Below are 21,319 nucleotides of genomic sequence, written 5' to 3'. Positions count from 1 at the left end.
ATGACTCACCAGTAGCTCCGACCGGGTGGCCCGCGCCGCGACGTCGGTGACGCGCGTTACTGTTGACGTGTCGACAACTGATCGCCCCTCGCAGCGGCAGGAGAACACACGATGACCGAGCCCACCGCGTCGGGTTTCGGTATCGATGACCTCTCACTCGGCCCGTTCGCCCACGGTTTCGGTACCACCGACGACGGTCGGCCCTTCGCCTTCCGCACCAGGCGCGCCACCTTGACCGTCCAGATATACCGTCCCGACCTGGGCGAAACCGTGCCCGGCTCGGCCGATGTGGTGGCGCAGGCCGGCGCACAGGTCACCGATATCGACCTCGACGACGAGCGAAGCGTCGTCGCGTTCGTGCGCGACCTGATCGAACACGCGCAACCCGTTCATCGGCCCGAAACCAGTGTTCGCGGCATCCTCGGCCGGATCGGTGCCGTCATTGATGGTATGTAGATGGTGATGTCTTCCACACTTTTCGCCAGGGCCGCTGCGGCCACCGCCTGCCTCACGGCCCTCGTCGTCCTCACCGCCTGCGGTGGGACCGACGAGGCCTCGGTCGACGCCGCACGGTCCTCGGCCAACGCCTCCCTGTCCTCCTCGGTCGCGATCTCGTCGAGCAAGGCCAATGTGCCGCTGCCGACCGCCGCCGAACTCGACGCGCAGATCAAACGCGCGCTCGACCCCAACCTGCCCGACGACGAACGCACCGCTCTCATCGAGGACGGCGCCGCGTTCAAGGACGCGATCCCCGACATGTACAAGGCGCTGCGCGACAACCCGCACGCCGTGTACGGGGTCGTGGACCCGGTGTTCGACAACCGCGACGGCACGCTCACCGCGACCATGCGCCTGGACAAGGACGGTTCGGGCACCAATGTCCGCACCACCATCGTGCATTTCGTGCTGATCGACGGGAAGTGGAAGATCTCGCGCACCGATCTGTGCGGCATCCTGCGCTCGGCCGACTACCGCACCGCCGCCTGCGGCTGAGATGCGGGAATCGCGGTCGATGCGGTGGGGGCGTTTCGTCCACCGGCATCGTTTTCTCGTGCTCGGGTTGTTCGTCCTCGCGGTGGCGATCTCCGGGTGGTACGGCCGTGACCTGGCCGGTCGCTACACCCAGGAGGGCTGGTTCGACGAGGACAGCCAGTCGGTCGCGGCGTCGAAACTGGCCGACGACACCTTCGGGCGCGACACCGACGGCGACCTCATCGTCATCTACACCGCCCCCGCAGGCGCCACCGTCGACGATCCGGCGGTGCGGGGCCCGGTTCTGGCCGCCCTCAACGGTTTACGGGCCGAGCACGGCGAGCGCATCCACAAGATCGACAGCTACTGGGACAGCCCGTTCTCGGCGAACGCCTCCGACCCGACCAAACAGCACGCCTTCGCCAGCATCGGGCTGGCCGGTGGCGGCGGCACGGCAACGGTCAACAACTACCTGGCACTCAAACCGCACCTGAACGCCGGGGTGCCCGGCGGCGGACCCGGTGGGACGACGGTGCAGCTGGCCGGGTTGCAGCCGGTGGTCGAGGGGATCAACATCGGGATGCAGCACGACATCCGGCGCGCGGAGATCATCGCGTTGCCGATCGTGGCGATCCTGCTGTACTTCGTGTTCGGTGGGGTGATCGGTGCGTTGCTGCCGGTGCTGATCGGTGGGCTCACCATCCTCGGCACCTCGGGGATGCTGCGGGCGCTCACCGACCACATCGAGGTCAATGTGTTCGCCAGCGCCGTGATGACGCTGGTCAGTCTCGGATTGGCGATCGACTACGGGCTGTTCACGGTGACCAGATTCCGGGAGGAGCTGGCCGCCGGGCGCAGCGTGGAAGAAGCGACCGCGCGCACCGTGGCGACCGCCGGGCGCACGGTGCAGTTCTCGGCGGGCATCATCGCGCTCAGCCTCGGCGCGCTGTTCATCTTTCCCAACGGGGTGCTGCGCTCGGTGCCCTACGGTGGCATCTCGGCGGTGATGCTGGCGGCGGTGCTGTCGGTGACCGCGCTGCCCGCCGCGTTGAGCATCGCGGGGCGGCGTATCGACTGGCTGGGCTGGAAGCGGTTCTCCCGCAGTCAGACCGAAGCCGAGATCGACGCCGGATTCTTCTCCCGCCTGGCGATCTGGGCGATGCGCAGGCCCTGGGCGGTGGTGATCCCCATCGTGCTCGGACTGCTGGCACTCAGTATTCCATTGCGCCACATCGAGTTCGGTGGGATCAGCGAGAAGTATCTGGCCGCCGACAATCCGGCGCGGGTGGCGCAGGAGGATTTCGACCGGCTGTTCCCCGGCTTCCGCACCGAGCCGTTGAAGCTCGTCGTGGTCGGTGCCTCACCGCAGCAGCTCGGTGACATCCGGTTCGAGGCCAACCAGATTCCGGGTCTGACCGGGCGCTTCGAACCGGCCGCGCCGACGAAGAACGATGTGAACGTGCTCTCGGCCGGGCTCGGAGACAAACGCGACGCCGACCGGGTGATCGACTCCTTACGTGCCCTGCCCGCCCCACCCGGTGTCGAGATCATGGTCGCCGGCATTCCGGCGCTGGAACGCGACAGCATCAACGGGTTGATCGACGGGCTGCCACTGCTGTTGGCGATTCTCGTCGCCGCCGCCCTGGCCTTGATGATCGTGGCGTTCCGGTCGGTGATCCTGGCGGTGAAGGCCGTGGCGATGAGTGCGCTCAGTCTGGTGTCGACCTTGGGTGTGCTGACCTGGATCTTCGTGGAAGGGCACGGGGCCGGGGTCTTCGACTTCACGCCGGGGCCGTTGATGTTCGCGGTGGTCGCGTTGATCGTGACGGTCATCTTCGGGTTGTCCACCGACTACGAGGTATTCCTGCTCTCACGCATCGCGGAGAAACGCGCGTCCGGTGCCGATGCCACCGAGTCGATCCGCTACGGCGTCGCCCACACCGGTGGGGTCATCACCTCGGCCGCCGCGATCCTCATCGTGGTGACCGGTGCGTTCGGGTTCTCCGACCTGGTGCTGATGAAGTACATCGCCTACGGGATGATCGTCGCGCTCATCATCGACGCCACGATCATCCGCATGGTGCTCACCCCCGCGCTGCTCAAGATCATCTGGCGGTGAGGGAGAACCCGGCGGTCGGCCACGGCGCGGAGGGTGCGGTCGACCACGGGGTCATCATGTTGGATCGACCCGAGTGAAAGGCCGTGTCGGACAACGTAGTTCTGTCACAATGAGGTATGGGCCGCACGGTACACGTGAGCACGCTGGCGAACCTGGTCGAGAATCGGCGCCTCGATGTGATCGGTGTACTGATCCGGGACCACGACTATCTCGCGTGCGTGAGCGATCCGGGTTTCCGATCGGATGCGTACCCGGACACCACGGTCTCCGGCAGCGACTACGACCGGTGGCGTTCGGCGACCGAGGACCTGCTCGGCGCCATCAGCGAATTACAGGCCCGCGCACGGGAAGTGGGTGCGCACCTCGAGCCGCCACTAGGCGGGACCCTGTTGTGGTCGCTGCGGTACGCGCGCAGAAACCGGCGGCTGCGCGCGAACTACGACACGCACGCGGCCGAACTGCGCGCCGAGTTCCGCCGGGTGATCGCGGAGTACAAGCAACGTACCGGCGACCTGACCGAATTCCTCGAAGAAGAGCACCGACGCACACGGCAACGCATCGAAGAGGAACAGCGGCGGCGCGAGGAAGAACGAGAGCGTGAGCGAGAGCGCATCCGTTCGCGTCGTGCAGCGGCGCTGGACGCCGCCACCGGGGCGCAGTGGGCCTACGAGATCACCGACTACTCGAATGCGCGAACTTTCTGGATCTACCTGTCCACACTGGACGCCATCCTCGGGGCGCAGGGCGAACTGACCGTGGCCGAAGTTCAGGAAGCCTTGCGTGCCGAGCGCGAACACCACCCGTATACGCAGGTGTCGTGGGGTGCCGAAACCCGACGGGCACTGACGGACAGGTATTCGAGTGAGGCCGAAGGCTGGCAGGCGCTGACCGGTGAGCTGATCGATCCGCATCCACACGATCCGAGCAGGCCGCGACGATCCGGGAAGTATTACGGCCCCTCCAGCACCTATGGGGGCGACGGAGGTGGTGGCTACTCCGGCTGTTCCGGTGGTGGTTTCTCCGGTGGATTCGGCGGCGGTTTCCGGTAGGACCAGCCCCGCCGGTTACACCGGTCTGCGACCTGTCGGCCGTTGTAGCGGGTGCGGAGCTCGGTTACGGCAGGCGCCTTCGTCGCAGCGTGGTGCGAGTGGTGGTTCAGGGGCGGGTGCGGTCGGGCAGGACCAGTTGCAGGCCGGTGACGGGGTGGTCGAAGACGTCGACCGGGTGTCGGTAGATCTTGGTCAGCAGGTCGCGGGTGAGGACTTGCCGGGGTGGGCCGTCGGCGGCGACCCGGCCCTCGTCGAGGACGGTGACGCGGTCGGCGTAGGCCGCGGCCACCCCGAGGTCGTGCACGACGACGACCACCGCCGAGCCCTCGGCGGCACGGTCGGCGGCGAGCCGGAGTACCGCTTCCTGATGGCCGATGTCGAGGGCGGCGGTGGGTTCGTCCAGCAGCAGGGTTGCGGTGTCCTGGGCGAGGACCCGGGCCAGGGCGACGCGGGCGCGTTCACCGCCGGACAGGGCGGGAAAGGTGCGGGCGGCGAGGTGGGTGACGTCGGTGGCGGCCAGGGCGGCGGCGATCAGTTCGTCGTCGCGGTCGGCGGCGGGCGTGTGCAGCCACGGCGCGCGGCCCATGGCGACGACCTCGCGAGCCGTGAACGGGAAGCCGACGGTGTGCGATTGCGGCAGCACCGCGCGGCGCCGGGCCATGTCGGCATGGGTCCAGTGCGACAGGGCGTGGCCTTCGAGTTTCACCGTGCCCGAGGTGGGCTCCAGCTCACCGGCCAAGGCGGCGAGCAGGCTCGACTTGCCCGCGCCGTTGGGTCCGACCAGCGCGACGATCTCACCGGCCGCCACCCGGAAGTCGACGTCCTCCAAAACCGTGCGATCCCCACGGCGCACGGTGAGATCCGTCGCCCGCAGCGTGACGGTGCCCGGTCCCGGGCGCGCGGGAACATCGGGAGTGCGGGCGAACAGCGACCGCCACGACGTCGCCTTCCGCCGCTGAACCGGGGTACTCGCGGCCGTTCGGTCGAGTACCGGGCGGGAAGCGGACGGGCTCGGTGTGCTCATCCCCAACCTCCGGCCTTGGCCCTGGTGCGGCGCAGCAGCCAGAAGAAGAACGGGCCGCCGATCAGTGAGGTCAGCATGCCGAGGGGCAGGTCGGCATTGCGGACCAGGGTGCGCGCGGCGACGTCGGCACCGAGCAACACCACCGCTCCGACGACGGCGCTGAGTGGCACGAGGACCCGGTGCCCCGGCCCGACGAGCATCCGCACCACATGCGGCACGATCAAGCCGACGAACAAGATGATGCCGCTGAACGCCACACCCGCGGCGGTGAGCACGGCGACCACCACGATCACCTGCCTGCGCAGCCGCTCCACGTCGACACCGAGGTGACGGGCCGCGGAATCCCCCAGCGCCAGCAGATCAAGGCGCGGCGCGATGAGCACGGCGGCCAGGATTCCGCTCGCGGCGAGGGTGGCGACGACGGCGACCGACGGCCAGGTGGCGCCGTTGAGACTGCCCAGCTGCCAGAACACGATCTGATCCCGGGCGGCGGGGGTGGCGATGAACAGCAGCAGCGCGATGAGACCACCGGCGAACGCGTTGATCGCCACACCGGTGAGAATCAACGTCACCACCTCGGTGCGCCCACCCGAACGGGAAAGCACATAGACCAGCGCCGTCGTGACGAGCCCGGCGACGAACGCGGCCGCCGCGATCGACCAGGCGGCGACGAACGCGCCACCGATCACGATCACCGTGCCCGCACCGACCGCCGCACCGGCGGATACCCCGATCACGCCCGGTTCGGCCAGGGGGTTGGCGAACACGCCCTGCAACAATGCACCCGCTGTCGCGAGGACCGCCCCGACCAGGATGGCCAGCACCACGCGGGGGAAACGCACCTCCCACAGCGTTACCTCGCCGGCCGGGTGTGCGGGCATCGGCCCGAAATCCAGTCCGATCCGGTGCGCGACGCTGCCGACCACCTCCGCGGCGGTGGTCGGCACCTGTCCGAGCACCGCCGATACGACTGCCAGGATCACCAGTGCGGCCAGTGCGACCACGAACACCACCGTCACCCGGGTAGCGCGGTGCCGCGGACGCGGCAGCGGGTCAGGCGTCGCATCGGTGATCCGCGCCGGATCGGCGGACTTGATCAGCTCCGGGGCGTCACTCATGCGACGTCTCGGTGCTCGTCGCGGGAAGGCTCAGTCGTCATCGGGCGACGACGCCGCCCTGGCTGTCGAGTGCGAGAGCTATCGCCACCGCCCGGCGCTGCGCGGGTAACCGGCGCCAGACGTTCGAACTCCGGGCATCGCCGGGTGCGCCGAACGACCGGGTCAACCGGCTGGAGGACACGCGCCCGGCAGGTCACTCCTGCTGCTCGCGGGGTCATGACGTCTTCCCGTAGATGGCATCGGACAGCGCCGAGATCACCCGGCCGGTGTTGGGGCCGAAGCTCAGCACCACCGCGTCGGACATGTCGACCACGCGCCGATCCCGCCCGGCGGGCGTCTGGGCGATGCCGGGCACCTTCACCAAGCCGTCGACCCCGCCCACCGACTTCAGACCGTCCGTCATCACCAGCAGCACATCGGGCGACGCGGCGATCATCGCCTCACTCGTGATCGCGGTGAACGGCTCGCGCAGCCCGGCCGAGGTCCCCGCGTCGACCCCGCCCACCGCGGTGATCAGCGAATCGGCACCGGAACCCGGGCCGGCCATCATGGTGATCGCGGCGCTGCGCAGGTACAGGAACGCGATCTTGGGTTTCGGGTCGGCGGAGGGCACGCGGGCGGTGGCGGCGGCGATCTCGTCACGAGTGCGCTGCCCCAGCGCGCGGCCCGCGTCAGGGACCCCGAGGGCCGTCGCGACGGCCTCGATCTGCGGGACCACACCGTCCATGCTGCGGTCGGGGTCGAAGTACACGACCGTCACACCGGCCGCGCGCAGCTGGTCGCGCACAGCGGGCGCGGCGCTGGTGGTGTCGGTGAGGAACACCGACGGACGAAGGGCGAGCACCGCTTCGACGCTGAGACTGCCGTTGCCGCCCGCCACGTTCGGCACGTCGGCGACGGCGGGGAACGAGGCGGAGGTGCTTCGCCCGACGAGGTTGTCTCCGAGACCGAGCGCCCACACGGTCTGGGCGAGCGTGCCGTACCGGTCGACGGCGATGATGCGCGAGGCGTCGGTGACCGTCACCTCGGTGCCGTCGAACGAGCGCGCGGTCGCGGGCATCTTCGGCGTGGGTGCGGGCCCGATCGGGACAGGGTCGAGGTCGGCGAACTGGGCGGTCACCGGCCCACGGGTTTGTGCAGTCGATGCAGGATTGCTTCCGGTGCAGGCGACGGCGCCCGTGAGGACCGTCGCCGCCAGCATCGCCGTCAGCACACCACGCAGTTTCATGCAGGTAAGGCTAGCCATCATTCCGAACGGGCGCTCACATCGTCGAGGGCGGCCGCGATCGCCCGCGGCAGTTCCAGGGTTTCGGCGGCCAGCACACCGGTGAGCTGACCGATATCGCGGGCGCCGACGATCATGCTCGCGATACCCGGCCGGTCCCGGATCCAGGCCAGCGCCACCGCCAGCGGCGAAGTACCGAGCCCGTCGGCGGCGGTGACCAGCGCATCGACGACCCGGGTCGCGCGGTCGTCGTCGAGGCGGCGGCGGATCTCGGCGGCCGTCGACTCGTCGGCACCGCGCGAATCGGCGGGCACACCGTCGCTGTATTTGCCGGTGAGGATGCCACCGGCCAGCGGCGCCGAAGCGATGATCCCCACCCCGTGATGGCGTGCGGCCGGAATCACGTCGTTCTCGGGGGCGCGCGCCAGCAGCGAATACGGTGTCTGCGCGGCCGTGACCGGGCCGATCGCGGCCAGGCTCGCCAGCTGCCAGGCGCTGAGGCCGCGCACGCCCGCGTACCTGGCCCGTCCGGTGGCGAGCACCGTCTCGAGGGTGGCCGCGACCTCCTCGAGCGGGGTGTAGGGGTCCCAGGCGGCGATGCTGAAGGTGTCGAGATGGTCGGTGCCGAGGTCGGCGAGTGTGCGGTCGAGCTGGCGCAGCAGGGTCCGCCGTGACGTGTCGACGACGGGGCCGACCGCGGCCGGTGCGGGAACCGTGTCGCCCACTCCCGCGCCCGGCTTGTGGGTCACCACACCCGCACACCCGCTGAGCACCACGTCCTCGCGCGAGACCACCTCACCGAGCAACCCGGCCAGGATCTGATGCGCGGCGCCGTCACCGTAGACGGGGGAGAGGTCGATGAGCGTTCCCCCGGCATCGGCGAACGCCGCCAGCTGCACCGAGGCCTCCTCGGCGTCGGTATGGGTGCCCCAGGTGTGGGTCGCCAACCCGATCCGCGACACCCGCAGTCCGCTTCGTCCCACCGTTCGCTGTTCCATCACCGCGCCCGTGCTTTCGTCACGGCGCCCAGCCTAATGCGCGGCGTGGCCGTCACCGCCGCGCCGACCCGGTGCGAGTCGGGTTCACCGGTGGGCCGACGACACCGATCCGGCCCGACGGGTAGGGTCGCTGCGGGATCGCGGGCCCACACGGCCGGGCGAGCAATCAAAAGCCCAGGAGGACGCGATCTTTCGGGCGCGAGAAGTGGTAGGAGGATGTGGTGGGCGAGTCGATGACCTGGTTCCAGGCATTGGTACTCGGACTGGTGCAGGGGCTCACGGAGTTCCTGCCGATCTCCTCCTCCGGACACCTGCGCATCGTCTCGGGTGTGTTCTTCGGTGACGACGCGGGCGCGTCGTTCACCGCCGTCACCCAGCTCGGCACCGAGGCCGCGGTCCTGGTGTACTTCGCCAGGGACATCTGGCGCATCCTGATCGCCTGGTTCACTACCCTCGGGATGCGATGGCGCGAACGCTCGCAGCGTGAGGTGGCCGTCGGTGACCGGGTGACGACCAAACTTCCGGTGATGGACCGCAGCGCCCGCGAAGCCCACGAACGCGACACCCAGCGCGAGCTGGACTACCGCATCGGCTGGTACGTCATCATCGCCACCATTCCGATCGGTGTGCTCGGCTACCTGTTCAAGGACGAGATCCGTACCGGGGCACGCAACCTGTGGCTGGTGTCGTTCATGCTGGTGGCGTTCGCGCTGGTGATCGCAGCCGGTGAGTACTACGGCAAGAAGGCCCGCCCGATCGAACAGCTCACCACCCGCGACGGCATCATCATGGGCCTGGCCCAGTGCCTCGCCCTGATCCCGGGTGTGTCGCGCTCCGGCGCCACCTCGACCGCGGGCCTGTTCCTCGGCCTGAAACGGGAAGCGGCGGTGCGGTTCTCTTTCCTGCTCGCCATTCCCGCCGTCACCGCGTCGGGCCTGTTCAGCCTGCCCGACGCCTTCGAACCGGCCGGTGAGGGACTCAACGCCAGCGGCCCGCAACTGCTGGTCGCGACCGTCCTCGCCTTCGTCGTCGGCTATGCCTCGGTGGCGTGGCTGCTCAAGTTCGTCGGCAAGCATTCCTTCTACTGGTTCGTCGGCTACCGGATCATCCTCGGCCTGACGGTGATGGGCCTGCTCGCCGCGGGTGTCGTCTCCGCCACCTGAGCCCGCGGCCCGCTGATGGTTAGGCTGGTCCCATGACGGTGATCCTGCTCCGGCACGGAGTGTCCACCTCCAACACCGCGCGCACCCTCGCTGGGCGCGCACCCGGTGTGGAGCTCACCGAGCGTGGTACCGAACAGGCCGCCGCGGTCGCCGACCGGCTCGCCACCCTGCCGATCGAACACATCGCCAGCTCACCGCTGCTGCGCTGTCAGCGCACCGTCGCCCCGCTGGCCGACAAACTCGGTCTCGAGCCCGAACACGACGAACGGCTCATCGAGGTCGACTACGGCGAGTGGACCGGGCGCCCGATCGCCGAACTGCTCACCGAACCGTTGTGGAAAGTGGTGCAGGGGCACGCTTCCGGTGCCGTGTTCCCCGGTGGTGAAGGTCTGGCACAGGTGCAGCAGCGGGCGGTGGCCGCGATCCGCGACACCGAACGCCGCCTCGCCGACAAGGCCGGGCGCGATGTGCTGTGGGTGGCGTGCGCGCACGGCGATGTCATCAAGTCGATCCTGGCCGACGCGCTCGGCCTGCATCTGGACAGTTTTCAGCGGATAGCGGTGGAACCGGCCTCGATCAGTGTGGTCCGGTACAGCCCGCACGGGCCGTCGGTGTGGAAGTTCAACGACACCGGCGCCGACCTGTCGGCCCTGTCCGCGGGTACACCACCGCCACCGCTGCCCGGCGGGGAAGTACCCGGGACAGCGAGTGCGGATAATGGGAATGTGAGACACCGCGATTCTCCTTGAACCAGGAGGTTGTTCGTGAGTGTCGTTGAGGGTCACGTATCAGGAGGTGCATGTGTCACGCGCAATCCATGTATTCCGCACCCCCGATCGTTTCGTCGCCGGGACCGTGGGCGAGCCGGGCGATCGTTCGTTCTACCTGCAGGCCGTGCAGGAACCGCGCGTGGTCAGCGTGCTGCTGGAGAAGCAGCAGGTGAAGGTGCTCGCCGACCGGATGGGGTTGCTGCTCGACGAGGTGGCGCGCCGTTTCGGGGCCGAGGTACCGCCCGAAGGTGAGGACGTCACCGATGTGGCGCCGCTGACGACTCCCATTGACACCGAATTCCGGGTCGGCACCATGGGTCTGGGCTGGGATGCCGACGCGAACGCCGTGGTGGTGGAACTGCTGGCGATCACCGAGACCGAGGTCGACGAATCGGTGGTGCTCGACGACACCGACGAAGGCCCCGACGCGGTGCGCGTGTTCCTCACCCCCATGCAGGCGCGGGAGTTCGCGTTGCGCTCCACCCGGGTGATCGCGGCCGGGCGCCCACCGTGCCCGCTGTGCGGAGAACCGCTGTCGGCGCGCGGGCACATGTGTGTGCGCACCAACGGGTACAAGCGCGGCGAGATCTTCGGTGCGGCCGAACTCGACGAGGAGTGAGACGTGTCCGGCATCACCGACGGTGAGCTCGAGATCATCGGACGGGTAGGCGTCGCCAGCAACCTGACGCTGGTGTGCGAGATCGCCGCACCCGAACCCGATGGTGCGCCGCTGCGGGTGGTGTACAAGCCGGTGCGCGGTGAACGACCGCTGTGGGACTTCCCCGACGGCACCCTCGCCGGGCGTGAGGTGGCCTCGTACCTGATCTCCGAACAATTGGGATGGGGTGTCATCCCGGAGACGGTGTTGCGTGACGGCCCGTTCGGGCCTGGCATGGTGCAGCGGTGGGTGACCTCGGTCGACAACCGCACCGACGCACGCCAACGCCTCGACCTGGTCGATCTGTGTTCACCGGGTACGGTGCCCGAGGGGTTCTGCGAGGTGCTGCGCGCCCTCGACGACACCGGCAACGAGATCTCGCTCGTGCACGCCGACGATCCACGCCTGCAACGCATGGCGGTACTCGACCTGCTGCTCAACAACGCCGACCGCAAGGGTGGGCACGCGCTGGAAGGCGTCGACGGGCAGGTCTACGGCGTCGATCACGGCATCTGCCTGCACAGCGAACCGAAACTGCGCACGGTGCTGTGGGGGTGGGCCGGTCAGCCCATCGACGAGGCACTGATCGCCGATGTCACCGCGTTCGCCACGAATCTGACCGGCCCGATAGCGGATTCGCTCGCCGAGCACATCACCGACGCCGAGATCACCGCACTGACCGAACGCACCAAAGCCCTGCTGGAACGCCCGGTCATGCCACTACCGAATTCGGCCCGCCCGATCCCCTGGCCCGCGTTCTGAGGGTGCGAACGCGGCCGCGACCATCACGAGCAGCCCGCAACAGCCGACGAGAACCCAGCCCGGCCGTGCGGCCTGAGCCAGTTCCGTGTGCGTCGCGCCGGCGATGAACCCGCCCGCGACGGCGACGCCGAGGGCGGCACCGAATTGGCGTGCGGTGGAGGTGATTCCGCCTGCCACCCCGGCCCGGTCGGCGGGCATCCCGCTCACGGCGGTGGTGGTGATGGGTGGGTTGGCGAAGCCGAACCCGATTCCGACCAGCAGCAACGCCGTCAGCAGCAGGGTCAGCGGGCGGTGTTCGCCGACCGCGACGACCAGCAGCGCACCACCGAGCGCGGTGAATCCGCCCGCGAGCTGTAGCGGTCGCCGCGCACCGTGGCGGCTCACGAGCACACCCGAGAGCGGAGCGAACACGATCGCGGGAATCGCCAGTGGCAGCATCACCGCACCGGCCGCCGCCGGTGACATCCCGCGCGCGTCCTGCAGGTACAGCGTCGTCAGCAGCAAGGTGGCGCCGAGGGCGACGAACATCGCGACCGCGCTGAGGACAGCCGCGGTGAACGGTGCCCGACGGAACAGATCGGGGTCGATCAACGGTTCCGGCCTGCGGCCTTCGAGCCGGACGAACGCGATGACCGCCGCGCACACCACCGCCGATCCGATGATCGTCGCGGGCGAAGCCCAGCCGAGACGCGGGCCCTCGAGAAGCACACCGACCGACCCGCCGACCACGATCACCAGCAGCACCTGCCCGAGGCCGTCGAGCCGCCGCACCCGCACCGCTCTCGACTCGGGAACCACCAGCGCGGTCAGCACGAGCACCACCGCGATCACCGGCAGATTCACCCAGAACACCCCACGCCACCCCAGACTCTGCACCAGGACGCCGCCGACGACCGGTCCCGCCGCCATCGCCACCCCGAAGACCGCCGCCCACACCCCGATCGCGCGTGCCCGCTGCGCCGGGTCGGTGAACACGCCGACGACGATCGCGAGCGCCACCGGGCTCAACATCGCCGCGCCCGCACCCTGCGCGATCCGCGCGGCGAGCAGCACATCGACCGTCGGGGCCACCGCGCACAGCACCGACGACGCACCGAACAGCACCAGCCCCACCCGGAACGCCCGTCGCCGCCCGACCCGGTCGGCGACGGCGCCCGCGGAGATGAGCAGGCTCGCCATCACCAAGGTGTAGGCGTCGACGATCCAGGCGATGCCACGGACTCCGGTGTGCAGGTCGCGGGCGATGGACGGCAGGGCGGCGTTGACGATGGTCGTGTCCAGCCCCACCAGGAACAGGCCCGTGCTGCACACCGCCAGCACCGCCCATCGTCGTCGCGAGCCGAGGGCTTGGTCTTTCGCTGTGTCGATCATGGCGAGAATCGTCGAGGCACGGCCGGGCGAACAGGTAGAGATTTTGCGAAGACCGCAAAATGGTGGGGTGGACGACGCCCGGATCATCGACGAGATCGGACCGCGCCTGCTGGCACTGCGCCGCGGCCGCGACCTGACCCTGCACGAGTTGTCTGCCCAGACGGGGATCTCGGTGAGCGCCCTGTCTCGGCTCGAAACCGGCAAACGGCGCCCCACCCTCGATCTGCTGCTGCCGTTGGCGCGGGCGCACCGGGTCTCGCTCGACCAGCTGATCGCCGCACCCGCCACCGGGGACCCGCGGGTGCACCTCACGCCGCGCCGCAGCCGCAACGGCAGTGTGGTCGTGCCGCTCACCGAATACCCGGGCCGCATGCAGGTCTTCAAACAGGTCCTCGGCCCGAAGACACCACGGCTGGTCACCCACGCCGGTTACGAGTGGTTGTATGTGCTGGCCGGGGACCTGCGGCTGATCCTCGGCGAACAGGAACTCGTGTTGCGTCCAGGCGAGGTCGCCGAGTTCGACACCGACCAGCCCCACTGGTTCGGGCCCGCCGGCGATCGAAGCGTCGAGATCCTGCACATGTTCGGTCCGCAGGGTGGGAAAGCGCGGGTGCGCACACCCTTCTGACCGGCACGGATTTTCCTGGGTGTACGACGGTGCCGGTGCTAGTGTGCTCCAAGCACTTTCGCTGTCCCCGCATCATCAGAGGAACACCATGTCGACTCGTTCGATCGTCACCGGATCCGCCGCCGCCCTGCTGCTCGGCGCCGTCGTCGCCGCGCCCGCCCAGGCCTTCCCCGCCGGCTGGTTCGACGACCAGACCTACGTCTGCACCGCCACCGACCGCACCACCGGCGCCTGGCTGCCCGAGGTCGTCGTCGAGGCTCCCGACCAGGTGGGTGCCGGTTTCTACGCGCTGCCCCTGCTCGGTCCCAACGCCGACAACCTCAACCTGCACTGCCGCCCGGCCTGACCGACGCCCTGAGTTGCCGCGAGTCGGGGCGCGGCGACACAGGGTCAGTGGGCGAGCAGGAAGTGCCGTACGGCTTCGCTTTGCCCCAGCACGGCATGTCCGACACCGGGCAGGAGACGCACCTGCGCATCGGCCAATGCCCGAGCGCGTCGAGCCGTGCCCGCCGAATCGAACAGTGCGTCACGCTCGCCGACGATCACAAGTACCGGAATACCCACCGACCGCAACTGCGTGTCGGAGAACCTCGGTAGATTTCCCGAGCGGGCCGAGAAATGGGTGAAGACCAGTTCCACGTCGTCGAGGACTTCCTCCGCCGCCGGACCTGTGAGCCCGAGACCGGTGCGTGCCATCTCGCGCACACTGTGTCGGCCGAGTAGCCGTCGTCCGAGAGCCTGCACCAGCCACCCGTACCGGTGCCTGCCCAGACCACCCGGGCACAGCAGCGCCAGCGCGTCGACTCGCCCCGGTCTGCGCGTCACGTAATCCAGCGCGGTCCAGCCGCCGAGCGACATTCCAATCATCGACACCGTGTCCAGTTCGAGCCCGTCGAGGACCTCGTCGAGCCAGTTTGCGCACGCATCGGTGTTCAGCGGCAGCCGGGTGGGAGCGCTGAAACCGGGCTCGCCGGGCAGATCCACCGCGTACACCCGGAACCGGGCAGCCCAGTCGGCGATGTCGCCTCGCCAGGCGCTCGCATTGGAGCCCGAACCGTGCAGCAACACCAGTGGTGGCGCGTCGACCGGGCCACAGACCAGCACGAACGTCTCACCCGCCGCGGTCGGAACGAGCCGCTGCTCCCATGGAACAGGCCAAGCCGCCAGATGTTCGCGGTAGCGCGCGCTGATGCGTTCGCGGCCCTGCTCTGAGGTGTAGAGGGTGCTCATGGGGCGAGGACTCCGTCCAGGTAGTCGAGCAGGCGTGCGGTGTCGGCGAGTCCGCCGAGCAGGATCACTTTGAGGCGTCCGCGTGCCGGGTCGTAGCTGGTTTCGACCCGCAGTGCCCGCCCGCCGGGACCCCGTGTGGCGGCGGTGGCGGTGAGCAGGGTCGCGACACGGTCGACGGTGGCGCGGTCGATGTCGTCGATCTCGACGATGCAGGAGGCCTCCGCGTGCCCGGCGGTCGCGGGTTTCGGTGCGCTGATCGGGAGGCCGGTGAAGGTCTCGAGGTCGTCGTGGGTGATGCGGTACTGCTTGCCGATGCGGGCGGCGGGCAGTTTGCCGTCGCGGACGTATCCGCGCACGGTGCGGACATGCAGTCCGAGCAATTCCGCGACCTGTTCCACTGAATAGAAACCTTCTGGCATGAAACGACCGTATAGGAACGTACAGATAGGTGCAAATAGGTAATTATAGGTAGTAGGTGTGCGGCGTGCCGGTGACGGCAGCTACCGTTCGCGGGCTCGGCGACCGAGACCGCGACACAACCGCCCACCGCACAGGCGCACCCCCTGCGGCCTGGGAATCCTCGTGAGCGCAACCCTTGACAGCGCCGGTCGAACACGTTTGTGTGCAGGTTGCGGGCCGCGCCGAATCCGGCCGGGCAACCGGGTCGACCGGGCCGCGAGGCGAGCACTCCGGCCGGGGCTCTACCCTCGAATCATGCAGTCCTGGTCCGATAACGCCCTTCCGACCGTCCCCGGAGCAGGGCCGCCGTTGCGGTTGTACGACACCGCCGACCGCCAGGTCCGCCCGGTCACCCCCGGCGCGACCGCGAAGATGTACGTCTGCGGAATCACCCCCTACGACGCCACCCACCTCGGCCACGCCGCGACCTACCTGACCTTCGACCTGGTCAACCGGCTGTGGCGCGACGCCGGACACGACGTGCACTACGTGCAGAACGTCACCGACGTCGACGACCCGCTGTTCGAACGCGCCGCCCGCGACGGCATCGACTGGCGCGACCTGGGCAGCTCCGAGATCGACCTGTTCCGCGAGGACATGTCCGCCCTCCGGGTGCTGCCGCCCCGCCAGTACATCGGCGCCATCGAATCGGTCGAAGAGGTCGTCGAGGTGGTGCAGAAACTACTCGCCTCCGGCGCCGCCTACATCGTCGACGACGCCGAACACCCCGACATCTACTTCCGCACCGACGCCACCGAACAGTTCGGCTACGAGTCGGGCTACGACCGCGCCACCATGGAGAAGTTCTTCGCCGAACGCGGCGGCGACCCCGACCGGCCCGGCAAGCGCGACACCATCGACGCCCTGCTGTGGCGCGCCGAACGCCCCGGCGAACCGTCGTGGCAGGCACCGTTCGGCGCCGGGCGCCCCGGCTGGCACATCGAGTGTGCCGCGATCGCGCTCAACCGCATCGGCACCGAGTTCGACGTCCAGGGCGGCGGCTCGGACCTGATCTACCCCCACCACGAGTACTCCGCCGCGCACGCCGAGGCCATCACCGGCACCCGCCGTTTCGCCCGCCACTACGTGCACGCCGGGCTGATCGGGCTCGACGGCGAGAAGATGTCGAAGTCCAAGGGCAACCTGGTGCTCGTCTCGAAACTGCGCCGCTCCGGAGTCGACCCCGCCGCGATCCGCCTCGGCCTGTTCGCCGGGCACTACCGGCAGGACCGCATGTGGACCGACGCGGTCCTCGACCAGGCGAAGGCGCGGCTCGCCCGCTGGCGCGAAGCGGTGTCGCTCAGCTCGGGACCGTCGGCGACCGACACCGTCGCCCGCCTGCGTCAGCACCTGGCCGACGACCTCGACACCCCCAAAGCCCTTGTCGCGGTGGACAACTGGGCCGAGCAGGCGATCGCCTACGGCGGCACCGACACCGCCGCCCCGGCCCTGGTGCGCACCGCCGTCGACGGACTCCTCGGTATCGCCCTCTGACCTTGCGCGGGCATTTGCGGCCGGATTGCCGGAGCGTGCGGTGTTTATACTGTGGCGAACCGCCGTCGTCGGATCGGAGAGGGTCCCATGGACCGCTACCAGCGCATCGTGGTGGGAACCGACGGGTCGGAGGCCGCGCAACTGGCGGTCACCGTCGCCGGTGAGGTCGCGCTCCGGCTCGGGGTCCCGATCACCGCGCTGACCGTCTGGAAGGAAAAGGCGCGCAAGTCCGCCCTCGATCCCGAATCGGCCGTGCGGATCAGCGCTGCCGCCGTCGCCGCGCTCGTCGACGCGGGTCTGTCGCAGGTGACGGCCCTTGACATGCCGGGGACACCGAGCGCGGCGCTGCTCGAAGTCGGTGCGCAGGACCCGGGCACGCTGCTGGTGATCGGGGCGCGTGGGCTCGGTCGCTCCAAGGACCGGCTCACCAGTTCCACCGCCAACCACGTCTCCCACCACAGCCCCACCGACGTCCTGTTCACCCACAAGGTGCCCAAACGCTGGACCACCGTCGGCCTGGCCACCGACGGCTCACCCAGTTCGATGCTCGCGGTGCGCCGCGGCTACGACCTGGCCCTGGAACTCGGTGCGCGCCCGTTCCTGGTGACCGCGACGAAAACCGACGCCGACGGCGCGGAAACCCTGGCCCAGGTGCACGCGGCCCTGGACCTCGACGATCCCGAACTGCTCGGCCACGACGTGCTCACCGGCGTGCCGCCCGCCGAAGCGCTGTGCAACGCCGCCTGGAAATACGACCTCGTGGTGATCGGCAACCGGGGGATGAGTGGTCCCGCGCGGCTACTCGGATCGGTCGCCAACAAGGTCACCCACGACATCGACACCAACCTGCTGCTGGTCGCCACCACCCATGGGTCCGACGATCCCGACCCGGAGCCGGACCCACCGCGTTAGCCTGGAATACGTACCTGCGCAAGGTCGAATGCACGCCGGGTCCGGACATGATCGCAGGTTTGCTCCGATATTGCGGGTAAGTGCCGAACTTGCCCGGAACCTCCCGATCTGTCCCCTAGGATGACCGAAACGCGCGATGTTCGGAACACGACGGAGTGGACGCCGGATGAATGCTGAGATCGAGGCGGCGGGCTTCTTCGGCCTGCTGAACTGGGAAGAGATGACCGGACTCAGCAAGTTCTGGGTCGACATGATCAGCATTCCGATCTTCAGCGCCGTCGCGGGTCTGATCACCAACTGGACCGGCGTGATCATGCTGTTCGCACCGGTGCGATTCACCGGTTTCTATGTGCCGGGCCTCAAGACGCTGTTCCCGTTGCTGCCGCGCAAAGTTCAGATCCTGCCGACGTTCGCACCGGGCGGCATTCTCGGATTCCAGGGGTTCATCCCGGCGCGCGCGGAGAAGATGGCCAGCCTGATGGTCGACAACGCCGTCGCCAAGATCGGCACGGCCAAGGACTTCTTCGACCAGATGGATCCGCGCAAGATCTCCGCCCAGGTCGCGCACGTGGCGTTGCCGAATGTGCGCTCGATGGTCGATTCGATCATGACCACCGAACACCCGCAGCTGTGGGCGGATATGCCGCCGCGTGCGCGTGAGGCGATCTACGCGCGGGTCGAAGCCGAACTGCCGGCGATCACCGACCGTGCCTTCGACTTCATCGGCGCCAATATCGACCAGCTGCTCGATGTGAAGCTGATGGTCGTCGGATATCTGCGGCGCCGCCCGGAATTGCTCAAGGACGTGATCTACGGGCTCGGCGCTCCCGAACTGCGGTTCATGACGCGCAGTGGGGTGCTGGGTTTCCCCTTCGGTGTGGTCGTGGCGCTGTGGTTGTCGCTGCTGCACTACAGCTCCCCGCACGGTGACACGCCCGCGATGATCGAACTGCCCGGCTGGTTGCACACCCTGGTGCATCTGGTGCCCGCGTGGCTGGTCGTGGTGCTCGGCGGCGCCGTGGTGGGTGTGCTGGTCAACATCATCGCCATCAAGGTGGTGTTCGAACCGGCGAACCCGCAGCCGAGATACAAATACCCGTGGGGTGTCGCGAAATTCGCCAAACGCCAGTACCAGGCGGCGGCCGATCTCGGCCACGCGATCGGGTATCAGATCGTCACCCTCGACGTGGTCACCGAACAACTGCTCGACGGGCCGAGCGGTGACAAGACCCGCGCGGTGATCGCACACTTCCTGCAGCTCGAGATCGACCGTATCCTCGGTCCGTTGCGGTCGGTGACCCGATTGGCCGTCGGCCCACGGCATTTCGACGCCATCCAGGCCACCGCGGGTGCGAGTCTGGCCACCGAGATGAAGCCCTGGTTGGTCGAGGACGTGGAGTTCTCCCAGTCGACAGCGGCCAGCGTCGATGAGCTCGCCACCGAGAAACTGCGCGAACTACCGCCCGAGGAGTTCGTCGAAATGCTGTACACCGCCATCGAACAGGACGCCTGGCTGCTGTATCTGCACGGCGGCATCCTGGGCGCCCTCGTCGGCGGCGTGCACCTACTGGTCTTCGGAGCGTGACCATGAACGACGACCGCGATTCCGGTATCCCCACCGACCTGGCGGGTCTGGCCCGCATCGCCGGGCTCACGATGCGGCAATTCGTCGGTGCCGTCACCAAGGGTGCTGTGCACACGGCCACCGAACTGGTCGACGACATCCGGGCGGGCGAACCGATGTCGCGCATCATCGACGAACGCGTGGATGTGCTGCGCCGGGCGGCACTGAGCGCGCTCGGCTTGGCGCCCACCGCTTCCGGTGCCCTGCGTGCCATCGACTCCGATGTCGACGCCGAAGATCTCAAGACCATCGGCGACGCCATGATCAACGAGGGCTGGGACTCGGCGCAGCAACCCCGCGACGTGCACCCCTCGTTCGTGCCGATCCTGCACGACCTGACCCCCGACGAGGCCAGGATCCTGCGGTTCCTCGCCGTCGCCGGGCCACAGCCCGCCATCGATATCCGCACGAAGACGCCGTTCGGGATCGGGTCCCAGCGCCTCGCCGACGGGATCAACATGATCGCCAATATGGCCGGGTGCGCGATGCCCGAACGCGACCATCACTACCTGGGTAACCTCAACCGGCTCGGGCTGGTCCGGTTCTCGAGCGAACCGGTCGCCGACTTCCGCCGCTACGCTTTCCTCGAGGCCCAGCCCGCCGCTCAGGCCGCCTACAAGTCGGTGAAGATGCGGGCGATCAGTCAGTACCGCAGCATCTACCTGTCGGTGTTCGGGAAGCAGTTCTGTGATGCCTGTTTCGTCCTCGACGGGTATACCGGTGGCGGCTGGGCCACCGACGACCGTGGTGATGTGTATCTGGGCAAGGGCCCGCGGCTGCCGTGATCAGTTCTTGCCGCGCAAGGCGGTGAGCACTCCCTCGAACATCACCGATTTGATGGCCGTCATCGTCGGCTGATCCTTGCCGCCCAGGGGGGCGATCGAGGCGAGGGCGGCGTCGAGAACTTCGGCGGCGGTGGCGTCGACCAGGTCGAAGGCGGCGGCCTCGGTGCCGTCGAAGCGGCGTGCGGTGGTCATGGCCGCGATCGCCGTCTTGGGGGGCACTTTCGCCTGGATGAGGGCGGCCATTCCGTTGGTGAACGGGATCCGCAGCTCGGCCTCGGGGAAACAGAAGAACCCGCGATCGGCGCGCATCACGCGGTAGTCGTGGGCCAGCGCCAGCATCGCGCCTGCCCCGAACGCGTCTCCGTCTATCGCGGCGGCGGTGGGCATCGGCAGGGTGAGCACACGGGCGAGCAGGGTGTGCACGGCGGCCACGTAGCCGGCGGCCTGGTCGCCGTTGGCGGCCAACCACTCGAGGTCGAGGCCGTGGGAGTAGACCGGGCCGGTCGCGGTCGTCACCATGGCCTGCGCACCGGTGGTGACGACGGTGTCGAGGTGGGTGTTCATCTCGGTGAGGAAGTCGGGGGAGAAGCGGTTCTCGCCGTCGCCGAGGTCGAGGACGGCGACGGTGCCGTGACGGCGCAGGGTGGGCATACGGTTCCTTTCGGTGCGTAACCAGATGTGCGCCAGCACTTCCCGGCCTGCGCCTGGGCGGTGTCTACCGCCCACTCGTGGACGAGGGTGCCGCGAAGGTGACGGGACCTGTTCGGGCAACGGGGGTTTCGGTGGCGTCGAGCACGGTCTCCGGGGCCGTGAAACAGGGGCCCCTACTGAACAATACTTTACAGAGCTATTGCTCCGTTATTCCATCCGGGACCTCCCTTCGCCGCATGGAGCACCGATTATGTTCCAGCCCTTGGCATTTCGGGAGACGCGACGGTGTTCGGGCCACAGAATAGAT

General features: G+C 68.6%; 22 protein-coding genes. 14 read left to right on the top strand and 8 right to left on the bottom strand.

The features are described from left to right. Window positions 1-111 precede the first annotated feature (111 nt). The 4 genes from AB0I19_RS04385 (at window position 112) to AB0I19_RS04370 (ending at window position 4,140) form a co-directional block, all read left to right on the top strand. Complete coding sequence (locus AB0I19_RS04385; protein WP_067638354.1) at window positions 112-456, top strand: hypothetical protein; 345 nt, start codon at window positions 112-114, stop codon at window positions 454-456. A gap of 6 nt (window positions 457-462) precedes the next feature. After that, window positions 463-993: a hypothetical protein gene (locus AB0I19_RS04380; RefSeq protein WP_357144279.1), complete on the top strand. Its 531-nt coding sequence runs from the start codon at window positions 463-465 to the stop codon at window positions 991-993. Window positions 994-1,051: 58 nt separating this feature from the next. Next, a complete protein-coding gene (locus AB0I19_RS04375) occupies window positions 1,052-3,091 on the top strand; it encodes an MMPL family transporter (protein WP_357144276.1) in 2,040 nt (679 codons plus the stop codon). Window positions 3,092-3,207: 116 nt separating this feature from the next. Beyond that, on the top strand, window positions 3,208-4,140 hold the full coding sequence (locus AB0I19_RS04370; RefSeq protein ID WP_357144273.1) for a hypothetical protein: 933 nt from the start codon (window positions 3,208-3,210) through the stop codon (window positions 4,138-4,140). A gap of 106 nt (window positions 4,141-4,246) precedes the next feature. Here AB0I19_RS04370 and AB0I19_RS04365 read toward each other — a convergent pair whose 3' ends face one another. The 4 genes from AB0I19_RS04365 to AB0I19_RS04350 all read right to left on the bottom strand — a co-directional run bounded on the left by AB0I19_RS04365 (window position 4,247) and on the right by AB0I19_RS04350 (window position 8,505). Continuing rightward, window positions 4,247-5,164 (bottom strand): heme ABC transporter ATP-binding protein, encoded by a 918-nt coding sequence (locus AB0I19_RS04365; RefSeq protein WP_357144271.1) that lies wholly within the window; start codon window positions 5,162-5,164, stop codon window positions 4,247-4,249. Then, window positions 5,161-6,282 (bottom strand): iron ABC transporter permease, encoded by a 1,122-nt coding sequence (locus AB0I19_RS04360; RefSeq protein WP_357144268.1) that lies wholly within the window; start codon window positions 6,280-6,282, stop codon window positions 5,161-5,163. The genes AB0I19_RS04365 and AB0I19_RS04360 overlap by 4 nt, the downstream gene beginning before the upstream one ends. A gap of 214 nt (window positions 6,283-6,496) precedes the next feature. Continuing rightward, window positions 6,497-7,510 (bottom strand): ABC transporter substrate-binding protein, encoded by a 1,014-nt coding sequence (locus AB0I19_RS04355; RefSeq protein ID WP_357144266.1) that lies wholly within the window; start codon window positions 7,508-7,510, stop codon window positions 6,497-6,499. 17 nt (window positions 7,511-7,527) lie between these two features. Further along, window positions 7,528-8,505, bottom strand: a complete 978-nt coding sequence (locus AB0I19_RS04350; protein WP_357144263.1) for an aldo/keto reductase — start codon at window positions 8,503-8,505, stop codon at window positions 7,528-7,530. A 221-nt stretch (window positions 8,506-8,726) separates the two neighbouring features. Between AB0I19_RS04350 and AB0I19_RS04345 the strand changes: the two genes are divergently transcribed. From AB0I19_RS04345 to AB0I19_RS04330, 4 genes are read left to right on the top strand one after another with little or no spacing between them, the layout of a single operon-like run. Then, on the top strand, window positions 8,727-9,668 hold the full coding sequence (locus AB0I19_RS04345) for an undecaprenyl-diphosphate phosphatase (protein WP_357144261.1): 942 nt from the start codon (window positions 8,727-8,729) through the stop codon (window positions 9,666-9,668). 32 nt (window positions 9,669-9,700) lie between these two features. Next, entirely contained in the window at window positions 9,701-10,417 is a 717-nt protein-coding gene (locus AB0I19_RS04340; protein WP_067490061.1) for a histidine phosphatase family protein, read from the top strand. A 52-nt stretch (window positions 10,418-10,469) separates the two neighbouring features. Beyond that, window positions 10,470-11,057, top strand: coding sequence for a DUF3090 domain-containing protein (locus tag AB0I19_RS04335; RefSeq protein WP_181695970.1), 588 nt, complete (start codon window positions 10,470-10,472; stop codon window positions 11,055-11,057). 3 nt (window positions 11,058-11,060) lie between these two features. Beyond that, the gene (locus AB0I19_RS04330) at window positions 11,061-11,858 is read left to right on the top strand and encodes an SCO1664 family protein (protein WP_067490059.1); all 798 of its coding nucleotides are present in this window, start codon (window positions 11,061-11,063) and stop codon (window positions 11,856-11,858) included. Here AB0I19_RS04330 and AB0I19_RS04325 read toward each other — a convergent pair. Further along, on the bottom strand, window positions 11,817-13,229 hold the full coding sequence (locus AB0I19_RS04325) for an MFS transporter (protein WP_357144258.1): 1,413 nt from the start codon (window positions 13,227-13,229) through the stop codon (window positions 11,817-11,819). The two genes, AB0I19_RS04330 and AB0I19_RS04325, sit on opposite strands and share 42 nt — an antisense overlap. A 67-nt stretch (window positions 13,230-13,296) precedes the next feature. Between AB0I19_RS04325 and AB0I19_RS04320 the strand changes: the two genes are divergently transcribed. Next, window positions 13,297-13,857, top strand: coding sequence for an XRE family transcriptional regulator (locus AB0I19_RS04320; protein ID WP_357144255.1), 561 nt, complete (start codon window positions 13,297-13,299; stop codon window positions 13,855-13,857). 88 nt (window positions 13,858-13,945) lie between these two features. Further along, window positions 13,946-14,203, top strand: a complete 258-nt coding sequence (locus AB0I19_RS04315) for a hypothetical protein (protein WP_067638374.1) — start codon at window positions 13,946-13,948, stop codon at window positions 14,201-14,203. A 44-nt stretch (window positions 14,204-14,247) separates the two neighbouring features. Here the strand turns inward: AB0I19_RS04315 and AB0I19_RS04310 are convergent, their stop codons facing one another. Both AB0I19_RS04310 and AB0I19_RS04305 read right to left on the bottom strand, forming a co-directional pair. Then, the gene (locus tag AB0I19_RS04310) at window positions 14,248-15,087 is read right to left on the bottom strand and encodes an alpha/beta fold hydrolase (protein ID WP_357144252.1); all 840 of its coding nucleotides are present in this window, start codon (window positions 15,085-15,087) and stop codon (window positions 14,248-14,250) included. Beyond that, window positions 15,084-15,506, bottom strand: coding sequence for a helix-turn-helix domain-containing protein (locus AB0I19_RS04305; protein ID WP_067490050.1), 423 nt, complete (start codon window positions 15,504-15,506; stop codon window positions 15,084-15,086). Before AB0I19_RS04305 ends, AB0I19_RS04310 begins: the two co-directional genes overlap by 4 nt. Before the next feature lie 295 nt (window positions 15,507-15,801). On the opposite strand from AB0I19_RS04305, the gene mshC reads away from it, so the two are divergent. The 4 genes from mshC (at window position 15,802) to AB0I19_RS04285 (ending at window position 20,361) form a co-directional block, all read left to right on the top strand. Then, entirely contained in the window at window positions 15,802-17,040 is a 1,239-nt protein-coding gene (mshC, locus tag AB0I19_RS04300; protein WP_357144250.1) for a cysteine--1-D-myo-inosityl 2-amino-2-deoxy-alpha-D-glucopyranoside ligase, read from the top strand. 87 nt (window positions 17,041-17,127) lie between these two features. After that, window positions 17,128-17,952 (top strand): universal stress protein, encoded by an 825-nt coding sequence (locus AB0I19_RS04295; RefSeq protein WP_357144248.1) that lies wholly within the window; start codon window positions 17,128-17,130, stop codon window positions 17,950-17,952. A 166-nt stretch (window positions 17,953-18,118) separates the two neighbouring features. Further along, on the top strand, window positions 18,119-19,537 hold the full coding sequence (locus tag AB0I19_RS04290) for a hypothetical protein (RefSeq protein ID WP_357144245.1): 1,419 nt from the start codon (window positions 18,119-18,121) through the stop codon (window positions 19,535-19,537). Between the two features lie 2 nt (window positions 19,538-19,539). After that, window positions 19,540-20,361 (top strand): Abi-alpha family protein, encoded by an 822-nt coding sequence (locus AB0I19_RS04285; RefSeq protein WP_357144242.1) that lies wholly within the window; start codon window positions 19,540-19,542, stop codon window positions 20,359-20,361. On the opposite strand, the gene AB0I19_RS04280 is transcribed toward AB0I19_RS04285, so the two are convergent. Continuing rightward, a complete protein-coding gene (locus tag AB0I19_RS04280) occupies window positions 20,362-21,012 on the bottom strand; it encodes an enoyl-CoA hydratase-related protein (protein WP_357144239.1) in 651 nt (216 codons plus the stop codon). Window positions 21,013-21,319: the final 307 nt, after the last annotated feature.

The organism is Nocardia sp. NPDC050413 (assembly GCF_040655475.1).
In the GTDB taxonomy this organism is placed as follows: Bacteria; Actinomycetota; Actinomycetes; order Mycobacteriales; family Mycobacteriaceae; genus Nocardia; species Nocardia coubleae.
The sequence above is the reverse complement of the archived record's forward strand: the minus strand, read 5'-3'. Positions and strand labels throughout refer to the sequence as shown.

What these genes read in the sequence shown, in the direction of transcription:
- AB0I19_RS04385 (WP_067638354.1), top strand. Translation starts at nt 112, where the DNA reads ATGACCGAGCCCACCGCGTCGGGTTTCGGTATCGATGACCTCTCACTC.
- AB0I19_RS04380 (WP_357144279.1), top strand. Translation starts at nt 463, where the DNA reads ATGTCTTCCACACTTTTCGCCAGGGCCGCTGCGGCCACCGCCTGCCTC.
- AB0I19_RS04370 (WP_357144273.1), top strand. Translation starts at nt 3,208, where the DNA reads ATGGGCCGCACGGTACACGTGAGCACGCTGGCGAACCTGGTCGAGAAT.
- AB0I19_RS04365 (WP_357144271.1), bottom strand. Translation starts at nt 5,164, where the DNA reads ATGAGCACACCGAGCCCGTCCGCTTCCCGCCCGGTACTCGACCGAACG.
- AB0I19_RS04360 (WP_357144268.1), bottom strand. Translation starts at nt 6,282, where the DNA reads ATGAGTGACGCCCCGGAGCTGATCAAGTCCGCCGATCCGGCGCGGATC.
- AB0I19_RS04355 (WP_357144266.1), bottom strand. Translation starts at nt 7,510, where the DNA reads ATGAAACTGCGTGGTGTGCTGACGGCGATGCTGGCGGCGACGGTCCTC.
- AB0I19_RS04350 (WP_357144263.1), bottom strand. Translation starts at nt 8,505, where the DNA reads ATGGAACAGCGAACGGTGGGACGAAGCGGACTGCGGGTGTCGCGGATC.
- AB0I19_RS04340 (WP_067490061.1), top strand. Translation starts at nt 9,701, where the DNA reads ATGACGGTGATCCTGCTCCGGCACGGAGTGTCCACCTCCAACACCGCG.
- AB0I19_RS04325 (WP_357144258.1), bottom strand. Translation starts at nt 13,229, where the DNA reads ATGATCGACACAGCGAAAGACCAAGCCCTCGGCTCGCGACGACGATGG.
- AB0I19_RS04315 (WP_067638374.1), top strand. Translation starts at nt 13,946, where the DNA reads ATGTCGACTCGTTCGATCGTCACCGGATCCGCCGCCGCCCTGCTGCTC.
- AB0I19_RS04310 (WP_357144252.1), bottom strand. Translation starts at nt 15,087, where the DNA reads ATGAGCACCCTCTACACCTCAGAGCAGGGCCGCGAACGCATCAGCGCG.
- AB0I19_RS04305 (WP_067490050.1), bottom strand. Translation starts at nt 15,506, where the DNA reads ATGCCAGAAGGTTTCTATTCAGTGGAACAGGTCGCGGAATTGCTCGGA.
- mshC (WP_357144250.1), top strand. Translation starts at nt 15,802, where the DNA reads ATGCAGTCCTGGTCCGATAACGCCCTTCCGACCGTCCCCGGAGCAGGG.
- AB0I19_RS04295 (WP_357144248.1), top strand. Translation starts at nt 17,128, where the DNA reads ATGGACCGCTACCAGCGCATCGTGGTGGGAACCGACGGGTCGGAGGCC.
- AB0I19_RS04290 (WP_357144245.1), top strand. Translation starts at nt 18,119, where the DNA reads ATGAATGCTGAGATCGAGGCGGCGGGCTTCTTCGGCCTGCTGAACTGG.
- AB0I19_RS04285 (WP_357144242.1), top strand. Translation starts at nt 19,540, where the DNA reads ATGAACGACGACCGCGATTCCGGTATCCCCACCGACCTGGCGGGTCTG.
- AB0I19_RS04280 (WP_357144239.1), bottom strand. Translation starts at nt 21,012, where the DNA reads ATGCCCACCCTGCGCCGTCACGGCACCGTCGCCGTCCTCGACCTCGGC.